Source organism: Cryptosporangium japonicum, from assembly GCF_039524755.1.
Lineage (GTDB): Bacteria > Actinomycetota > Actinomycetes > Mycobacteriales > Cryptosporangiaceae > Cryptosporangium > Cryptosporangium japonicum.
This window is the reverse complement of the sequence record NZ_BAAAGX010000010.1, coordinates 429,893-445,496: the sequence shown is the minus strand read 5'-3', so window position 1 is coordinate 445,496 and position 15,604 is coordinate 429,893. Positions and strand designations below refer to the sequence as shown.

Below are 15,604 nucleotides of genomic sequence, written 5' to 3'. Positions count from 1 at the left end.
CCACCCGAGCATCCAACCAGGCCGGTCACCGATTCACAGGACAGGGCCTAGCTGGGCACTGGTTCGGCGCCGGGGGCGGCGGCAGCATTCACTGCGTCATCCCCCTTCTCCGGAGCGTGGTTCATGTCGCTGCTCGCGCAGATCGTGCTTTTCCCCGGTTGTGATCCGCTGGACGTGATCGCGCCGTTCGAGGTGCTGGCGGCGGGGAGCGACGCGCTCGGGGGAGGCCTCGACGTCGAGCTGGTCGCGGTGGACGGGCCCGGGCCGGTGGTCTCCGGGACCCGTGGGCTCGTTCTGAACGCGACCTCGGCGCTCGACCCGGAGCGTCCGGGTTACGTGATCGTTCCCGGGGCGTCGGGGCCGCTCGACGGCGACCCCGACGCCGGTGACGAGACGATTCCGGTGCTGCTGGCCCGGTTCGCCGACAGCCCGGCGATACCGTTGATCCAGCGCGCGTTCGACAACCCGCAGACACAGGTCTGGACCGTCTGCGGCGGCTCGCTCGGGCTGGCGATGGCGGGGCTCCTGGAGGGTCGCACCGCCGTCACCCACCACCTCGGTCTGGACGTGCTCGAGGCCACCGGGGTCGACGTCGTACGGGCCCGGGTGGTCGACGACGGTGACCTGGTCTCCGGCGGGGGAGTCACCTCGGGGCTCGACGTGGCGCTCTACCTGCTCGACCGCGAGTTCGGGCCGGCGATCGCGCGATCGGTCGAGGACCTCTTCGAGTACGAGCGCCGCGGCACCGTCTGGCCGGACCGCATCGGCGCGGCGTCGTGACCTGGTCGCAGCGGGTGACCAAGCCCATGCGGCTCAACCTGGAGTTCGACGTCACCATCCACGACGGCGTGATGCGGGGGCACTCCAGGGCGGGCCGGCTGCCACGCACGTCGGTGACGGGACGTCGAGCCGGTTCGGAACGGCGACCGCGGTCGCCTTAGGGCGTCAGGACGATCCGGCCGAAGACCTCGCCGTCGTCCATCTTCCGGTGCGCCAGCGCCGCCTCGGTCAGCGGCAGCACCTCGTGCACGACCGACCGCAACTCGCCGCGGACGGCGGCGGCGAACTGCTTCTCGCGGACGGCGTGCCGGTCGGAGGCGGACACCGTGTCGGCGCTGAACAGCCCGACCGAGATCGACTGCCGGAACTTCGGCAGCATCGCCGCGCCGAAGTCGGCGGGCGGGAAACCGGCGATCGCGCCGACGACCACCATCCGGCCGTTCGGGGCGAGCCGGCCGATGAACGCGGGCAGGTCCGGCCCGGCGATGATGTCGATGACGACGTCGTACTCGGGGCGGCCGCCCTCCCCGGCCCGGTCCAGTACCTCGGTGGCGCCCAGCGCGCGGAGGCGTTCGCCGCGCGACGCCGACGAGGTGGTCACCGCCACCGCACTCGCACCGCCCTGCGCCGCGAGCTGCACGGCGAGAATGCCGATGCTGCCCGCCGCGCCGCGCACCAGCACCGAATCGCCCGGGGCGAAGCGGGCGTGGGCGAGGGCGTAGTGGGCCACCGGGCCGGAGCTGCCGAGCGTCACCGCGTCGGCCGCCGGGAGGTCCTCGGGGATCGGCAGGATCTCCTCGGCGGAGGCGATCGCCGCCTCCGCGTACGCGCCGCCCGTGCCGGTGAACGCCCAGACGCGTCGCCCGACCCAGGACGGGTCGACGCCGTCGCCGACCGCGGCGACGACCCCGGCCACCTCACTGCCGGGAACGTGTCCTTCGGTGAACCCGAAACCCTGGACCGTGCCGCGCCGGATCATGGCGTCGACACCGCCGACGCCGATCGCCTCGGCGGTGATCAGCACCTGCCCGGGGCCGGGGGCCGGGGTGGGGAGGTCGATGAGGGCGAGCCCGTCCGGGCTCCCGAAGGTCTGAATCGCGATCGCTTTCACGGCTCGGACGCTAACCGGACGCCCCCGTCCTCTTAGCTAAAGTGAGAGCGTGACCGAGCATTTGACTCACTCCCTGCGTTCAGACGCGCAGGACAACCGGGTACGGATCCTCGAGGCGGCGCGGGAGGTGTTCGCGGCCGAGGGCCTCGGCGTGCCGATGCGTGAGATCGCCCGCCGCGCCGGGGTCGGTCCGGCGACGCTGTACCGCCGCTTCCCCACCAAGGAAGCGCTGGTCACCGAGGTCTTCACCGACCAGATGTGTGGCTGCCGCGCGATCGTCGACGAGGGCTGCGCCGACCCCGATCCGTGGCGCGGCTTCTGCCTCGTCATCGAGAAGATCTGCGCGTTGCACGCGCTCGACCGCGGCTTCACCGCGGCGTTCCTGGCGACGTTCCCCAAGGCGATCGACTTCACCGCGGACCGGGACTACGCACTGTCGGCGATCGCCGGGCTGGCCCGGCGGGCCAAGGACGCCGGGCGCCTGCGTCCCGACTTCGTGGTGGACGACCTGGTGCTGATGCTGATGGCCAACGACGGCATCCGCGCGGCCACGCCCGCCGCCCGGGTCGCCGCGTCGCGCCGCTTCGCCGCACTGGCGATCCAGGCCTTCCGTGCGTCCCCGGACGCACCCGCGATGCCACCCCCAGGCCGCCTGTCGTTCGCGGTACCCCTGGGAGCCGGCTAGGGCCTGTTCCAAAGGCCAGCAGCCCACCGTGGCCGCGGCCCAGACGACGACCGGCCGCGTTGTCGGCCTTTCCGGATGCAACAGCGGTATCCGGAAAGACCTCCGCCTTGCCGCTCGCCGCCTGGACCACGCCCACGGCGGCCTGAATCTGTGAAACAGGCCCTAGCGCGCCGGGAACCGGAGGATCCGGTCGTCGGCCTCCCGGGTGTCGCCGCGGCCGTCGGTGTTCGACGTCGTCATCCAGAGCGCGCCGTCGGGCGCGATCTGCACGGTACGCAACCGGCCGAACCGGCCCTCGAACTCCGCGACCGGCCGCCCGCCGTCCAGCGGCACCGTCCACAGCCGCTCGCCACGCAGCGCCGCGACGTAGGCGGTGTCGCCGCTGATCGCGATCCCGGACGGGGACGCGTCGCCGGTCGGCCAGGTCACCAGCGGGTCGGTGTACCGGCCACCGCCCCCGTCGCCCTCGACGTCGGGCCACCCGTAGTTGCGGCCGGGCTCGATCCGGTTCACCTCGTCGACGTCGTTCTGCCCGAACTCCGTCGCGAACAGCCGCCCGGCGGCGTCCCAGGCCAGGCCCTGCACGTTGCGGTGCCCGAGGCTGTAGACCGCCGACCCGGCGTCCGGGTTGCCCGGTGCCGGCGCGCCCTCCGGCGTCACCCGCAGGATTTTGCCGTTGAGGCTCTCGGGATCCTGGGACCGCGACGTCTCTCCCGCGTCGCCGGTGCCGATGTAGAGCATGCCGTCCGGCCCGAACGCGATCCGGCCGCCGTTGTGGTTGCCCGCCTTCGCGATGCCGTCGACGATCACCTCGGGCGTCCCGCCGTCGAGCCGGAACCGGACGACACGGTTGTCCCGCTCGGCGGTGTGGTAGGCGTAGACGAGCCCGTCGGCCGTGGCCAGGCCCAGCAGCCCGCCCTCGCCGGCCGCCTCCACGCCGGGCACCCGGTACACCTCGCGTGCCTGTCCGCCGCCCGCCGTCAGCCGCAGGATCCGGCCGCTGTCCCGTTCGGGCGACCAGCGCGTCACCGCCGGGCAGGAACGTCAGACCCCACGGCACGGCGACGCCCTCGGCGACGACCTGCGGCGCGTCGAGGTCCGGTGTTCCGGACGGTGAGCTGCCGGCGACGGCGCCGCGCACGACGTCGCCGCCCTCGGCCTCCGGGGCGCCGCAGCCCACGACCAGACCGACGGCCAGCAGAACGACGAGCGAGCGGACTCTCATCCGGACAGCACATCACCTCCACCCGAAAACCGGCCGAAGGCGCTAGCTCGGGCGTAGGTGCTCCTCGGCCCAGCGGGTGAGTTCGGTGAGGGCGGGACGGATCGCCGCGCCGTGCTCGGTGAGTTCGTAGCGGACGCGGATCGGGCGGTCGTCGAGCACGGTGCGGGTGACCAGACCGAGCTGGACGAGCTCCAGCAGACGCTCGTTGAGGATGCGGTCGCTGATGCCGGGGATGCCGCGCTTCAGATCGCTGAAATAGACCGGGCCCTGCATGAGCGTGCTCCACACCACGCCGGTCCAGCGCTTGCCGAGCAAGGGTCATCACCCGGGAGAGCGGCTCGCTGAGCGTCTCGCAGACACCGCCCGGCACCGGAGTGGCTTCCGCGAACAGGCGCGGCGGCCCGCTTCTCCGAGGCCGGGATGCCGGCGGCGGACTTCCCGCGGGAGGCGTTGGTCGAATTCGCGTCCCAGGCGCTGGAGGCCTGGGACGCGCGGCAGCACCTCAGCCCCAACCACGGGGTGGTCTTCGACGAGACCGATCCCGACCGCGCGGTCTGCTACTCGTACATGTACGCCCAGCACCACGCGAAGGGTGAGCCGGTGTACCTCATGCGCGGGTCGTACGACCACCACCTGGTGCGCACCGGGGACGGCTGGAAGATCTCCCGCGTCGTCCAGCACATCAGCTGGACCGAGGGCGATCCGAACGCGTTCGCGAAATAACACGCCCAGACGGCCGGCGCTCGGCCCGCGGGCGGACGACGGCACCGAGGAGGTTGGCACCGACGTAGTAGCCGAACTGACGTGAGTCCGTCCCCGCCGGGTTGTCACCGAGGACGACCAGGCAGTCGTCGGGCACCACGTCCTCGGCCACCGCGCCCAACGCCGGTACCCGGGTTCGCGGAACGGGATCGCCGGGCGCGGCCGCGACCCGTTTGATGACCCAGCCCGGGTCGTCGACGCGCGGCGGCCCGCCCACCGCCTTACCCGCGAGGATCACGATCACCTGCCCGGCCCGGACCGCGGAGACGGCGCAGCGGCGCACCAGGACCCGGTCGCCGGAACGATACGTGGGCTCCATGCTGAAGCCGGTGACCCGCACCACCACCAGGTTGCGCCGGACCCAGGCCGCGGCGGCGAGCACGCCGCCGACCGGCACCAGCGCGGCGGCGACGTTCACGGCGCCGCCTCGGCCGTCGCCCGATCGTCGAGGTAGCCGGTGGCCTGCAGCAGGAACAGGTGGGCGTAGATCCCGTCGGCGTTCATCAGGTCCACGTGCGTGCCCTCCTCCACGACGACGCCGTCGTCCATCACCGCGATGACGTCGGCGTTGCGGACCGAGCCGAGACGGTGCGAGATGAGCACGCTGGTGCGCCCGGCGCGGTGCCGCTGCAGTCCGGCGTGGATGCGGTACTCCGCCTCGGCGTCCATGCCGGACGACGGCTCGTCCAGGATCATCAGGTCGCGCCCGTCGCGCATGAAGGCACGGGCGACCGCGAGCCGCTGCCACTGGCCACCGGAGAGGACCACCCCGGTGGTGGGATCCTCGCGGTCGGCCTCGGTCAGGAAGATCCGCGACAGCAGCGTCCGGTAGCCGGCCGGAAGGGCGGCGAGTTCGTCGTCGACACCGGCCCGGCGCGCCGCGGTGCGGATGCGGTCCTCGTCGTCGACCGCGGTGACGTCGCCGACGCCGATGTTCTCCGCCGCGGTCAGGTCGTACTCGACGAAGTCCTGGAAGACGGCGGTCACCCGCTCCCGCAGCGACGCCGGGTCGAGCTCACGCAGGTCGATGCCGTCCCAGTAGACCGCGCCCCGCTCCGGATCGTAGAGCCGGCACAGCAGCTTGATCAGCGTGCTCTTCCCGGAACCGTTCCGCCCGACGAGCGCGGTCGCCCGGCCGACGGGGATCGTCAGCGTGACGCCGCGCAGCGCCCAGGGCCCGTCCGGGGTGTACCGGAACCACACGTTACGCAGCTCGATGCCCTCGCGCAGCGGCGGCGCCTGCCGGGGGTGCGCGGCGACCGGCAGGTCGGGCGGGCCGGTGACCACGGCCCGGTAGTGGTCGAAGATCAGGAATTTCTGATGGAGCAGTGTGAACTGTCCGATCGCGTTCGACAGCGCGCTCTGCACCCCGGCGGTCGCACCGATGAACAACGCGACGTCGCCGATCGACAGGTCACCCTGCCGGGCCGCCCGGACCGCCCACACCAGGCCGCCGCCGGCGACGACGGCGCCGAGCAGCGCGAGCCCGCCCTGCACGGCGAGTTCCCGGCGGTCGAGGGCGCGACGCGCGGCGTCGGCCGTCCGGCGCTCGGTGAGCATCCGTCCCCGGAGGAAGCCCGTGATCCCGAAGAGCCGGGTCTCCTTCGCGGCGTTGGCCCGCAGCAGCAGCTCGCGGTAGAACAGCTCACGGCGCTCGTTCGGGCTGATCGTGAACGTCAGGTCGGCGCGCCGGCGGGAGAGCGCGAGCTCGGCGACGAGCACCGGGATCGCGGCGACCACGACGACGACCGCCATCACCGGGCTGATCACCACGAGCGACACCAGGAACCCGCCCAGCGCGAGCACGGACCGGGCGGCGCCGAGACCGCCGGCGACGACGTCACCCGGCCCACGCTCGGCCATCACGGCCATCTGGAGCCGGTCGAGGAACGCGGGCTGCTCGAACCGGACCAGCCCGATCAGCCGCCCCACCGACCCGTGCAGCCGTTCGATCGCGGTCAGGCTCGCCGCGCGGTTCAACTCGGCCTGCAGGTACTGGTCGAGTTGCGGCAGCGTCGCGGTCACCACGCCGGCGAGCGCCAGGCCGGTGGCGAGCCCGACGAGGAGTCCGGCCGGTCCGCCGGCGACGATCTGGTCGATCACGCCCCGGGTCAACCAGGTGACGGCGACCGGAGCCGCGGCCCCGACCAGCGCCGCGACGGCCAGCAGCAGCACGGTGCGGTGGGAGGCCAGCCAGGCGATGCGGACGGCCATCACCGCGGCCGCGCGCGGCGACGCGTCCGGTGTCGTCGGTCCGGCCGCGGGTGGCGCCCCGCCGGGTGGCGGCGCGGTCACGGGACGGCGACGGGCCGGGCGGCGACGTCCTGGCCGCCGGCCGCGACGAGATCGGGCACGTCAGATCCTCTCCGTCAAAGGAGGTCGGGAGGGCAGTGGGGACGGCGCGCCGCCGGACCGGAACGGCTCCGGCGGCGCCGACCGCGAACTCAGCAGGTGCCGCAGCCGCGGCACTGCTTCACGTAGCCGCCGCTGGACTGCCAGACCCAGTAGCACATCCTCCCGATGTAGGAGGACTGACAGGAGTACTCGCAGAACGACGACGCCGCCGCAGCGGAGGTGGTGGGAACGAACAGGGACAACAGACGGTCGGCAAGCCGGGCCATGGACTGCTCCTTCGGTTGGGCTCCGACGGTGGAGCCTGGCCACGATAAGCAGGCCGGTTCACCGTCAGCAAAGAGCAAAAGCCCAGGTCAGCGACGCTTTCAACGCCGGTTCTACGGGAAGTGAACGGCCTTCGCGACGCGCTCGACGCCGACGAGCTGCTCGCGCGCGAACAGCCGGGTCAGCGGGTGGACGCGGTACCAGGGCCGCCCGAACCGGTCCGCTCCGGCCGGCGCGAGCAGGCGTTGATCGACGAGCGCGCGCAACGCCTCCTCGGCGCTGCCCTCGTCGAAGCCGGTGACCACGTCGGCGACCCAGCCGGGGAAGCTGACGATCTCGAGCATCGCGAGGTGATGCAGCATCAGCCGGGCCCGGTCGTCGAGCCGGGCCCAGCCGCTCCGGATCGCCGCCCGGACGTCGAGGTCGCGCAGGTGCAGCTCGTCGAGGCGGCGGCGTTCCTCGCTCATCCTGGTGAGCAGCCAGGTGAGCGACGTCCCGGGGGTGGCGGCGGCGCGGGCCGCGACGATGCGTACCGCGAGGGGGAGCCGGCCGCACAGCTCGATCAGCCGCTGCGCGGCGGGCCGCTCCGCCTCCAGCCGAGCGGTGCCGATCGCCCGTTCCAGCAGGCGCCACGCCTCGTCGAACGTGAACACGTCCAGGTCGACGAGGCGGCAGCCGGCCAGGCCGGACAGGCACGTGCGACTGGTCACGACCACCGCGCACCCGGCCCCACCCGGGATCAGCGCCCGCACGTCCTGCTCCCGGTGGGCGTTCTGCACCAGGAGCAGGACGCGCCGGTCGGCGACCCGGCTCCGCAGCAGCGCGGCGCACTCGTCCGCACCGGCGGGGATCGCGGAATCGGGCACCCCGGAGGCCCGCAGGAACCCGGCGAGCACCCCGCGGAGGTCGGCGGCCCGTCCGGGACCGGCGTCGAGATCGGCGTAGAGCTGGCCGTCCGGATAGGCCCGGCGCAGATCGTGGGCGAGCCGGACCGCGAGCGCGCTCTTGCCGACCCCGGGCGGCCCGGAGATCGCCAACACGCGGACGGTCGTCGGATCCGCCGCCTCCAGCGCCTGCCGTCCGAACCGCAGTTCCGCCTCCCGCCCGACGAAGTCCGCCAGGTCGGCGGGGGTCTGCGCGGGCGCCGTCCAGCGGTCGGCCCGGGCCGGTCGGCGCGCCGGCCTCGCGGTCTCGTCGGTCGGTTCGGCCGCCAGGACATCGCGGTGCACGGCGCGTAACTGCGGTCCGGGCACGATGCCGAACCGGTCGACGAGCCGGTCGTAGGTGACCCGGTACGCGTCCAGTGCCTCGGCCCGCCGCCCGGTGGCGGTCAGGGCACGCATCCACTGCCCGGCCAGCCGTTCCCGGGTCGGGTGCTCGGCCACCAGCGCGCGGAGCTCCCCGAGCACGGAGCTCTGCCGGTCGGCGCGCAGGTCCGCTTCGATCCGCGCCTCCAGCGCCACCAGCCGCCGCTCTTCCAGTGCCGCGGCGTACGCCGCTCCGGTGCGGGTCGGCGGTACGTCCACCAGCGCCGGTCCCCGGCACAGGGCGAGCGCGTCGGTCAACAGCAGCGAGGCGTCCTCCGCGTCGCCTCGCTGCAGTGCCTGGTGCCCCGCTCCGCAGATCGTGTCGAACCGGTGGACGTCGACGGCTTCCGGTGGCAGGTCGAGCCGGTAGCCCCGGCCGTGGCCGACGACGCACCGCGCGCCGTCCGCCCCGAACGTCCGTCGCAGGGTCAGCACGTACCCGCGTACGAGGGCGCCGGCTGACGCGGGTGGGTCGTCGCCCCAGATCTCGGCGACGAGGCGGTCGAGTGGCACGAGCTGACCGAGTTGTACGACGAGCACGGCGAGCAGCGCGCGAACCTTCGCGCCGGCGACCAGCCGCCACTCGTTCCCGTTGCGGACCTCCATCGAACCAAGACAGCGGCAGCGCAGAGTGGTCATTGTCGGCATTCACCCCTCCAGGGAGTCGATGCGCAGCGTCGGACTTGATCTGTCCTTTCCTGACGGTGAGTCGTCCTTTGTCGACGCGGCGCAGTATTACTCCCCGAGCGGGTATTCGACCACTGCCGGGCGCTACGGCCGGCGGGTGTGCAGCAAGGCCTCGGTGCGTTCGGCCAGCCGGGCGCGGAACGTCGGATCGTAGGCCTGGGCGAGGGCCCGTGCGGGTCGGGTGCCGTCGAAGTATCGACCGGTCGCGCGGTCCGGATCGGGGTCGACGATCAGGCGCAGCGTCGCGTGCAGCCCCTGCTGCAGCGAGTCGATGACGCCGTAGCCGGAGTCCCGCACCATCGTCGTCGGCATCAGCGACGCCGGGTGCAGGCAGTTGGCCGTGACGCCGGTCCCGGCCAGTTCCTCGGCGACGTCGACGGTGTGTGCGATCAACGCGAGCTTGGACCGGCGGTACGCCTCCACGCCGGAGTAGCCGTGTTCCAGCATCAGGTCGTCGAGGTCGACCGGACGCTGCCCGGCCGACGCGACGTTGACGATCCGCGCGGAACCCGATCGGCGCAGTGCCGGTAGCAGCAGCCTGGTCAGCAGGTACGGCGCCAGGTAGTTGACCGCGAGGCGCAACTCGTACCCGTCGCGGGAGAGCTCCCGACCGGCCCCGGGCGCGCCGAACCCCACGCCGGCGTTGTTCACCAGCACGTCGAGCCGGCCGACGTGATCGGCCGCCCGCGCCGCGAGCGCGCGCACGTCGTCGAGGGACGACAGGTCCGCGCGGATCGCCGTCGCGCCGGTCTCCCGGGCGACAGCGGCCAGCCGCCCGGCGTCCCGGCCGTGGACGACGAGACGGTGCCCGGCCCGGGCCAGCTCGCCCGCCAGTGCCCGCCCGAGCCCGTCGGAGGCACCGGTGATCAGGATGTTCGCCACGCCGCCAGTCTGCCTCGACTGCTATCGGCGCAGCTCCGCCACCCGATCGAGCCGCTCCAGTTTGCGCGGGTTGCTGACCGCGTAGATGTGCGTGATCCGGCCGTTCTGTACCGCCACGCTCACCGCGGCCGGCGCGCCGTCGACGTCGACCCGGGCACCCGGCATTCCGTTCAGCCAGGCCGCCACGACGCGGACTTCGGTCGCGTGCCCCAGGCCCCGGGTGAGGAGCGTCGACACCGTGGCGGCGCCGGTGACCGGCCGCCGGATCGCCGCGGCGACGCCACCGCCGTCGGCCACCAGCACGACGTCCGGGGCGAGCACGTCCAGCAGGGACCGCAGATCGCCGTCGGAGACGGCGGCGAGGAACTTCTCCACGACCGCTCGCTGCTCGGCCCGGTCCACCCGGGTCCGCGGTCGCCGGGCCGCCACGTGCTCGCGGGCGCGGCGGGCGATCTGCCGGACCGCGGCCGGTGACTTGCCCACGGCCTCGGCTATCTCGTCGTACGGCGTCTCGAACACCTCGCGGAGCACGAAGACGGCACGCTCGGCGGGGCCGAGCGTCTCGAGCACGGTGAGCATCGCGATCGAGACGCTCTCCGCCAGTTCGACGTCGTCGGCGACGTCGGGTGCGGTCAGGAGTGGTTCGGGCAGCCACTCCCCGACGTAGTCCTCGCGACGGCGGGAGAGCGACCGCAGCCGGTTGAGCGCCTGCCGGGTGACCGCCCGGACCAGGTAGGCGCGCGGGTCACGCACCTGGTCCCGGTCGATGGGCGCCCACCGCAACCACGTCTCCTGGACGACGTCCTCGGCGTCGGCGGCCGACCCGAGCATCTCGTAGGCCACGGTGAAGAGCAGGCTGCGGTGGGTGACGAAGGGATCGTCGGTCACGACGTCGAGGGGGTGGTCATCGGCGCCGGTCCGGGCACCTCACCGATCCTCCGGCGCGCCATCCTGTGGACGCCGGTCAGTCCGGCGCTCGGGATCCGGGCCATGGCTCCTCCTCTTCTCGGGCTCCTTCATCATCGAGACACCGGCCGTCGGCCGTTTGTGACGCGGGAACTTCCGGTCGCGGCTGCGGTTGCGTCCGAGGACGGAACGTCCGATCGGGGTGCGGCGACCAGGCGAGTTCACGGGCGCCGAACGCCGTCGGCGCGATCCGGACCTCCTCGCCGGCGATTCCGATGGCGCGGATCGGCACCACCGGAATCCCCGGCGGCGTCGAGGGCCGGTCCTCCGGCGGCGGCACGGGGTGCCGCGGCTGCTCCGACCACCGTCGCCGCGAGACCGGCGTCCACCTGGTGATCGCCGCCAGGGCCAGCGAAAGATCGTGCCGCTCCGAGAACGCCATATCCGGTATTCGGAGCGGTTCGGGATGCGGATCGGTCACCGGGTGAACGTTCACCACCGTGATCGGAGGCACACCACGATGCGGCCGGACCGCGTCGACGCGGGCTTCCCGGTGCACCGACCGTGGTCATACCGGGTGACAGGCGGCGCGGATCGCCTCGAGCAGGCCCGGGAAACGGCCCGCCAGGTCGTCGCGCCGCAGCCGGACGTAGCTGCCGTTGCCCGCGTCGCGCTGGTGCACGAGCCCGGCCCGGCGCAAGTACCTTGCGGGGCAGGTACGAACTTCTTCGAACCTGGGAGGTCGGATGCTCTGGGTCTTCGACATCAACGAGACGATGCTCGACCTGACGCCGCTGGATGCGCACTTCGATTCGCCGGAGGATCGGGAACGGTGGTTCGCGCTGGTGATCCACGGCGCGCTGGTGTCCGCGGCGACCGGGCGGTACCGGGACTTCAGCGAGCTCGGGTCGGCCGGGTACCGGCAGCTCCACGGGGCCGGCTCGGACCTGGGCGCCACGATGCGTGCCCTTCCGGCCCATCCCGACGTGGCCGGGGGCTTGATCGCGCTGCGCGCGGCCGGGCATCGGCTGGTGGCGTTGGGCAACTCACCGAAAGCCGTTGTCGACGCGCAACTCGCGCACGCCCGGCTGGCCCCGTCGTTCGACGCGGTCTACTCGGCGGAGCAGGCGGGCGCGCTCAAACCGTCGGCGGCGCCGTACCGGCTGGTGCTCGAGCGGGAGGGTGTGGCGCCGTCGGAAGCGGTGATGGTCGCCGCCCACGGCTGGGACATCGCGGGCGCGCAGGCAGCGGGGCTCCGGTCGGTGTTCGTCGCGCGCCCCGGGCGGTCGCTGCTCCCGCTGGAGCCCGAGCCGGACGCCGTCGTCGCGGACTTCACCGCCCTCGCCGGTTGCCTGGGGACGCCACTGTCCCGCTCGGATGGGTAAGTACCGCGCACCCGCCTCTCACGCGGTCGGGGTGCGGTGGTGCGCGGAGGCGAAGCCGAGCCAGGTGTGCCGGTTGCCGGCCCAGCACCAGCCGACCTTCGGGGCTTTGCGTCGGGTGACGCCGTCGCGTCCGGTGCCGCCGCTGATCCAGATGGCGGGGGTCCGGGCGTCGAGGGTGCCGCCGGTGGGTTTGCGTGAGCCGATCGTCATGAAGCAGTGGTTGGGCTCGAGGATCTTCGGTTCCTGCAGCAGCCAGCTGATGCCCTCGTTGACGGTGAGCGGCGTCCGTCCACGGTCGAGGAGGGCGGGCAGGGCCTCGTTGGGGCTCCAGTTGCGCATCTCGTCACCCCGATCGAGATCGTGGACGAGATAGAGCGGGCGGTCGGGCCGGTCGAGCCCGTCGATGGGGACGAACTCCTCGAGATCGATCATGTCGTCGACGACGAAGCCGGGCTTGTCGTGGTGGCGCAGCAGCGGCGCGAGTTGGCGGGCGGTGGCCAGCATCGGGTGCACGGCCAGCACGCTGTCGGGTTCGTCCGGCAGCGCGGCGACGTAGGTGGCGAGTTCGGCCGGGCTGCGGCCCGTGACGTCGGCGAGTCCGGCGTCGAGCAGGCGGTCCAGCTGGTGGCTCACGCTCATGTGTTCTCCCGGTGATCAGTGGCGCAGTGTGCGGTAGGCGCGCGCGGACAGCGGCAGGAAGATGGCGGTGAGCAGCAGCGGCCAGCCGATGGCCAGCCACACCGCCCCGTCGGCCAGCGGCCCTTCGGTGATTCCGGTCGGGTTGCCGAACAACTGCCGCGCGGCCGACGCGGTCGCCGACAGGGGATTCCAGGCCGCGATCGTGCCCAGCCAGCCGGGCATCGTCTCGGCGGACACGATCGCGGTGGACAGGAACCCGATCGGCCACACCAGCACCTGCACCGCCATCGTCGCGCCCTCCCCGCGGAACGCGAGGCCGACGAAGATGCCGATCCAGAGCACCGCGAACCGCAGCAGCAGGAGCAGCAGCACGGCCAGCGCGGCGGAGGCCGGGTCCGAGGTGATCCGCCAGCCGATCAGCAGCCCGCCGAGGATGAGCACGAACAGTTCCACCACGGAGTTGGCCAGGTCGGCGCCGACCCGGCCCAGGGCCACCGACGCGCTGCCGATCGGGAGCGAACGGAACCGGTCGGTGATGCCTTTGCGGGCATCGCCGGCCATCGCCGTGGCCGTGCCCTCCACGCCGAACATCATGCTGAGCGCCAGCATGCCGGGGAGCAGGAACGGAATGTAGTCGCCGCCGCCCGGGACGGTGATCGCGCCGCCGAAGAGGAACCCGAACACCAGCAGCAGCATGATCGAGAAGAGCAGGCCGAAGATCGGTGTCCACGGCTGGCGGACCCAGTGGGCCAGGTCCCGCTGGGCGATCACCCAGCCGGCGTGCAGCGTCGTCATCGCGCGACCTCCTCGGCGGTCAGGGTGAGGAACACTTCGTCGAGAGTGGGCCGGCGCAGCGTGAGGTCCTCCGGCGTGATGCGTAGCTCGTCCAGGGCGCGGACGACGTCGGCCAGCGCGACCACGCCCGCGCCGACCTCGAAGACGAGGCGGCGCGACCCGGCGTCGACCACCGCGGGCTCGCCGACGGCGGCCGACAACCGCTGCGCCACCGACTCCAGCGACTCGTCCCACGGCACGGTGACGGTCACCCGGTCGCCACCGACGCGCCGCTTGAGGGCGTCGGGGCTGCCGCTGGCGACGACCCGGCCGTGGTTCATCACCGAGATCTGCGAGGCCAGTTGGTCGGCCTCGTCCAGGTACTGGGTGGTGAGCAGCACCGTCGTGCCGCGCGCGGCGATCTCCCGGACGCTCTCCCAGACCTCGTTGCGGGCCCGGGGATCGAGCCCGGTGGTCGGCTCGTCGAGGAACAGCACCGCGGGCGTCAGGATCAGACCGGCGGCGAGGTCGAGGCGCCGCCGCATGCCGCCGCTGTAGGTCGAGACCGCCCGGGTCGCCGCCCCGGTGAGCCCGAACGTCTCGAGCAGGCGGTCGGCGCGGGCGCGGGCGTCGGCCCGGGTGAGCCCGGAGAGCCGGCCGAACATGACCAGGTTCTGGCGACCGCCGAGGATCTCGTCGACCGCGGTGTTCTGGCCGACCAGCCCGATCCGTCGCCGGACCTGTCGCGCCTGGGTGCGGACGTCGAAGCCGGCCACAGTGGCGGTTCCGCCGTCGAGGTCGATCAAGGTGGCCAGCGCCTTGACCGCGGTGGTCTTGCCGGCCCCGTTGGGACCGAGCAGCCCGTGGATGACCCCGGCCGGTACGTGCAGGTCGAAGCCGTCCAGGGCGTGGAGTTCGCCGTAGCTCTTGGAGAGCCCATCAGCCCTCAACGCGTCGTGGGTCGCCACCGTGCTCCTAACTCCGTATGGCTTACGGAAATTGCTCGAGCAACACCGTACACCCCACGGAGTAGTCTGCGCACATGGAAAATCAGGACGTCGACCGCACGCTCGAACTGCTGTGGCGGCGTGTGCTCGGTGCGCCGCAGGGCTCCCGCGGGCCGAAGCAGCGCGTGAGCGTCGACGACGTGATCCGGGCCGCCGTCGCGGTGGCCGACGAGGAGGGCCTGCCCGCCTTCTCGATGCGCAAGGTCACCGATCGGCTCGGGCTCAAGCTGATGTCGATCTACACCTACGTGCCCGGGCGGGCCGAGCTGATCGGCCTCATGATCGACGAGGTGGCCGGCGAGCAGCCGCTGCCGCCGCACGAGGGTTCGCTGCGGCAGCGGCTCGCCGGGGTCGCGCGTCAGATGTGGGACGAGTTCCACCGCCACCCCTGGCTGCTGCAGGTGGAGAACAGCCGGCCGTGGCTCGGCCCGAACGTCTCCGACCGTTACGAGTGGCAGCTCGCGGCCATCGAGGGAGCCGGCTTCACCGATCTGGAGATGGACCAGATCGTCACGCTGATCGCCAACTTCGTGGCCGGGTCGGCGCGGTCCTCGGTCGACGCCCGGCGCACCGCCCGGCAGTCCGGGATCTCCGACGCCGAGTGGTGGGAGATCAACGCGCCGGTTCTCGAGCGCGTCATGCCCGTCGACCAGTACCCGATCTCCGGCCGGGTCGGACAGGTCGCCGGCCAGGAGTACAACGCGGTGGGCGACCCGGACCGCTCGTTCGTCTTCGGCCTCGACCGCGTCCTCGACGGGCTGGAACACCACCTCCGCACCCGCTCGGCGCACGCATAGCCCCGGCCCCGAGCGTGGTCACGGTGGCGCGAGCGGGC

At 72.8% G+C, this 15,604-nt stretch carries 18 protein-coding genes; 5 read left to right on the top strand and 13 right to left on the bottom strand.

Annotated features, from left to right (window positions below; translation table 11 throughout):
* Positions 1 to 123: 123 nt before the first annotated feature.
* Positions 124 to 780: a DJ-1/PfpI family protein gene (locus ABD437_RS15120; RefSeq protein ID WP_344649452.1), complete on the top strand. Its 657-nt coding sequence runs from the start codon at positions 124 to 126 to the stop codon at positions 778 to 780.
* 157 nt (positions 781 to 937) lie between these two features.
* On the opposite strand, the gene ABD437_RS15115 is transcribed toward ABD437_RS15120, so the two are convergent.
* Positions 938 to 1,891 (bottom strand): zinc-binding dehydrogenase, encoded by a 954-nt coding sequence (locus ABD437_RS15115; RefSeq protein WP_344649451.1) that lies wholly within the window; start codon positions 1,889 to 1,891, stop codon positions 938 to 940.
* A 49-nt stretch (positions 1,892 to 1,940) separates the two neighbouring features.
* Between ABD437_RS15115 and ABD437_RS15110 the strand changes: the two genes are divergently transcribed.
* Complete coding sequence (locus ABD437_RS15110) at positions 1,941 to 2,576, top strand: TetR/AcrR family transcriptional regulator (protein ID WP_344649450.1); 636 nt, start codon at positions 1,941 to 1,943, stop codon at positions 2,574 to 2,576.
* 162 nt (positions 2,577 to 2,738) lie between these two features.
* Here the strand turns inward: ABD437_RS15110 and ABD437_RS15105 are convergent, their stop codons facing one another.
* Together ABD437_RS15105 and ABD437_RS15100 are read right to left on the bottom strand one after the other, a co-directional pair.
* Positions 2,739 to 3,605, bottom strand: a complete 867-nt coding sequence (locus ABD437_RS15105; RefSeq protein WP_425558154.1) for a PQQ-dependent sugar dehydrogenase — start codon at positions 3,603 to 3,605, stop codon at positions 2,739 to 2,741.
* Between the two features lie 238 nt (positions 3,606 to 3,843).
* Positions 3,844 to 4,116, bottom strand: a complete 273-nt coding sequence (locus ABD437_RS15100; protein ID WP_344649449.1) for a winged helix-turn-helix transcriptional regulator — start codon at positions 4,114 to 4,116, stop codon at positions 3,844 to 3,846.
* A gap of 105 nt (positions 4,117 to 4,221) precedes the next feature.
* On the opposite strand from ABD437_RS15100, the gene ABD437_RS15095 reads away from it, so the two are divergent.
* Positions 4,222 to 4,524 (top strand): nuclear transport factor 2 family protein, encoded by a 303-nt coding sequence (locus ABD437_RS15095; RefSeq protein ID WP_344649448.1) that lies wholly within the window; start codon positions 4,222 to 4,224, stop codon positions 4,522 to 4,524.
* On the opposite strand, the gene ABD437_RS15090 is transcribed toward ABD437_RS15095, so the two are convergent.
* The 7 genes from ABD437_RS15090 to ABD437_RS15060 all read right to left on the bottom strand — a co-directional run bounded on the left by ABD437_RS15090 (position 4,484) and on the right by ABD437_RS15060 (position 11,445).
* Positions 4,484 to 4,981, bottom strand: a complete 498-nt coding sequence (locus ABD437_RS15090; protein ID WP_344649447.1) for a S26 family signal peptidase — start codon at positions 4,979 to 4,981, stop codon at positions 4,484 to 4,486. The genes ABD437_RS15095 and ABD437_RS15090 overlap by 41 nt on opposite strands.
* Positions 4,978 to 6,858, bottom strand: coding sequence for an ABC transporter ATP-binding protein (locus tag ABD437_RS15085; protein WP_344649446.1), 1,881 nt, complete (start codon positions 6,856 to 6,858; stop codon positions 4,978 to 4,980). The genes ABD437_RS15090 and ABD437_RS15085 overlap by 4 nt, the downstream gene beginning before the upstream one ends.
* 149 nt (positions 6,859 to 7,007) lie before the next feature.
* Positions 7,008 to 7,184, bottom strand: a complete 177-nt coding sequence (locus ABD437_RS15080) for a hypothetical protein (protein ID WP_344649445.1) — start codon at positions 7,182 to 7,184, stop codon at positions 7,008 to 7,010.
* Positions 7,185 to 7,295: 111 nt separating this feature from the next.
* Positions 7,296 to 9,095 carry an AfsR/SARP family transcriptional regulator gene (locus tag ABD437_RS15075; protein WP_344649444.1) on the bottom strand — a complete coding sequence of 600 codons (1,800 nt, stop codon included), beginning with the start codon at positions 9,093 to 9,095 and terminating at the stop codon, positions 7,296 to 7,298.
* Between the two features lie 165 nt (positions 9,096 to 9,260).
* Entirely contained in the window at positions 9,261 to 10,058 is a 798-nt protein-coding gene (locus tag ABD437_RS15070; RefSeq protein ID WP_344649443.1) for an SDR family NAD(P)-dependent oxidoreductase, read from the bottom strand.
* A 21-nt stretch (positions 10,059 to 10,079) separates the two neighbouring features.
* Positions 10,080 to 10,946 (bottom strand): RNA polymerase sigma-70 factor, encoded by an 867-nt coding sequence (locus ABD437_RS15065; RefSeq protein ID WP_344649442.1) that lies wholly within the window; start codon positions 10,944 to 10,946, stop codon positions 10,080 to 10,082.
* Between the two features lie 76 nt (positions 10,947 to 11,022).
* Positions 11,023 to 11,445: a hypothetical protein gene (locus ABD437_RS15060; protein WP_344649441.1), complete on the bottom strand. Its 423-nt coding sequence runs from the start codon at positions 11,443 to 11,445 to the stop codon at positions 11,023 to 11,025.
* A 265-nt stretch (positions 11,446 to 11,710) separates the two neighbouring features.
* Between ABD437_RS15060 and ABD437_RS15050 the strand changes: the two genes are divergently transcribed.
* Positions 11,711 to 12,349, top strand: coding sequence for an HAD family hydrolase (locus tag ABD437_RS15050; RefSeq protein WP_344649440.1), 639 nt, complete (start codon positions 11,711 to 11,713; stop codon positions 12,347 to 12,349).
* An 18-nt stretch (positions 12,350 to 12,367) separates the two neighbouring features.
* Here ABD437_RS15050 and ABD437_RS15045 read toward each other — a convergent pair whose 3' ends face one another.
* Genes ABD437_RS15045 through ABD437_RS15035 form a run of 3 tightly spaced genes read right to left on the bottom strand, consistent with a single transcriptional unit; the run spans position 12,368 to position 14,730 of the window.
* Positions 12,368 to 12,988 carry a DUF5701 family protein gene (locus ABD437_RS15045; protein ID WP_344649439.1) on the bottom strand — a complete coding sequence of 207 codons (621 nt, stop codon included), beginning with the start codon at positions 12,986 to 12,988 and terminating at the stop codon, positions 12,368 to 12,370.
* 15 nt (positions 12,989 to 13,003) lie between these two features.
* Positions 13,004 to 13,783: an ABC transporter permease gene (locus ABD437_RS15040; RefSeq protein WP_344649438.1), complete on the bottom strand. Its 780-nt coding sequence runs from the start codon at positions 13,781 to 13,783 to the stop codon at positions 13,004 to 13,006.
* Entirely contained in the window at positions 13,780 to 14,730 is a 951-nt protein-coding gene (locus ABD437_RS15035) for an ATP-binding cassette domain-containing protein (RefSeq protein ID WP_344649437.1), read from the bottom strand. Before ABD437_RS15035 ends, ABD437_RS15040 begins: the two co-directional genes overlap by 4 nt.
* Positions 14,731 to 14,804: 74 nt before the next feature.
* Between ABD437_RS15035 and ABD437_RS15030 the strand changes: the two genes are divergently transcribed.
* Entirely contained in the window at positions 14,805 to 15,566 is a 762-nt protein-coding gene (locus ABD437_RS15030) for a TetR/AcrR family transcriptional regulator C-terminal domain-containing protein (protein WP_344649436.1), read from the top strand.
* Positions 15,567 to 15,604: the final 38 nt, after the last annotated feature.

Coding starts and splice junctions, on each gene's coding strand:
- ABD437_RS15030 (WP_344649436.1), top strand. CDS start 14,805: ATGGAAAATCAGGACGTCGACCGCACGCTCGAACTGCTGTGGCGGCGT.
- ABD437_RS15045 (WP_344649439.1), bottom strand. CDS start 12,988: ATGAGCGTGAGCCACCAGCTGGACCGCCTGCTCGACGCCGGACTCGCC.
- ABD437_RS15120 (WP_344649452.1), top strand. CDS start 124: ATGTCGCTGCTCGCGCAGATCGTGCTTTTCCCCGGTTGTGATCCGCTG.
- ABD437_RS15095 (WP_344649448.1), top strand. CDS start 4,222: ATGCCGGCGGCGGACTTCCCGCGGGAGGCGTTGGTCGAATTCGCGTCC.
- ABD437_RS15040 (WP_344649438.1), bottom strand. CDS start 13,783: ATGACGACGCTGCACGCCGGCTGGGTGATCGCCCAGCGGGACCTGGCC.
- ABD437_RS15080 (WP_344649445.1), bottom strand. CDS start 7,184: ATGGCCCGGCTTGCCGACCGTCTGTTGTCCCTGTTCGTTCCCACCACC.
- ABD437_RS15050 (WP_344649440.1), top strand. CDS start 11,711: ATGCTCTGGGTCTTCGACATCAACGAGACGATGCTCGACCTGACGCCG.
- ABD437_RS15075 (WP_344649444.1), bottom strand. CDS start 9,095: ATGGAGGTCCGCAACGGGAACGAGTGGCGGCTGGTCGCCGGCGCGAAG.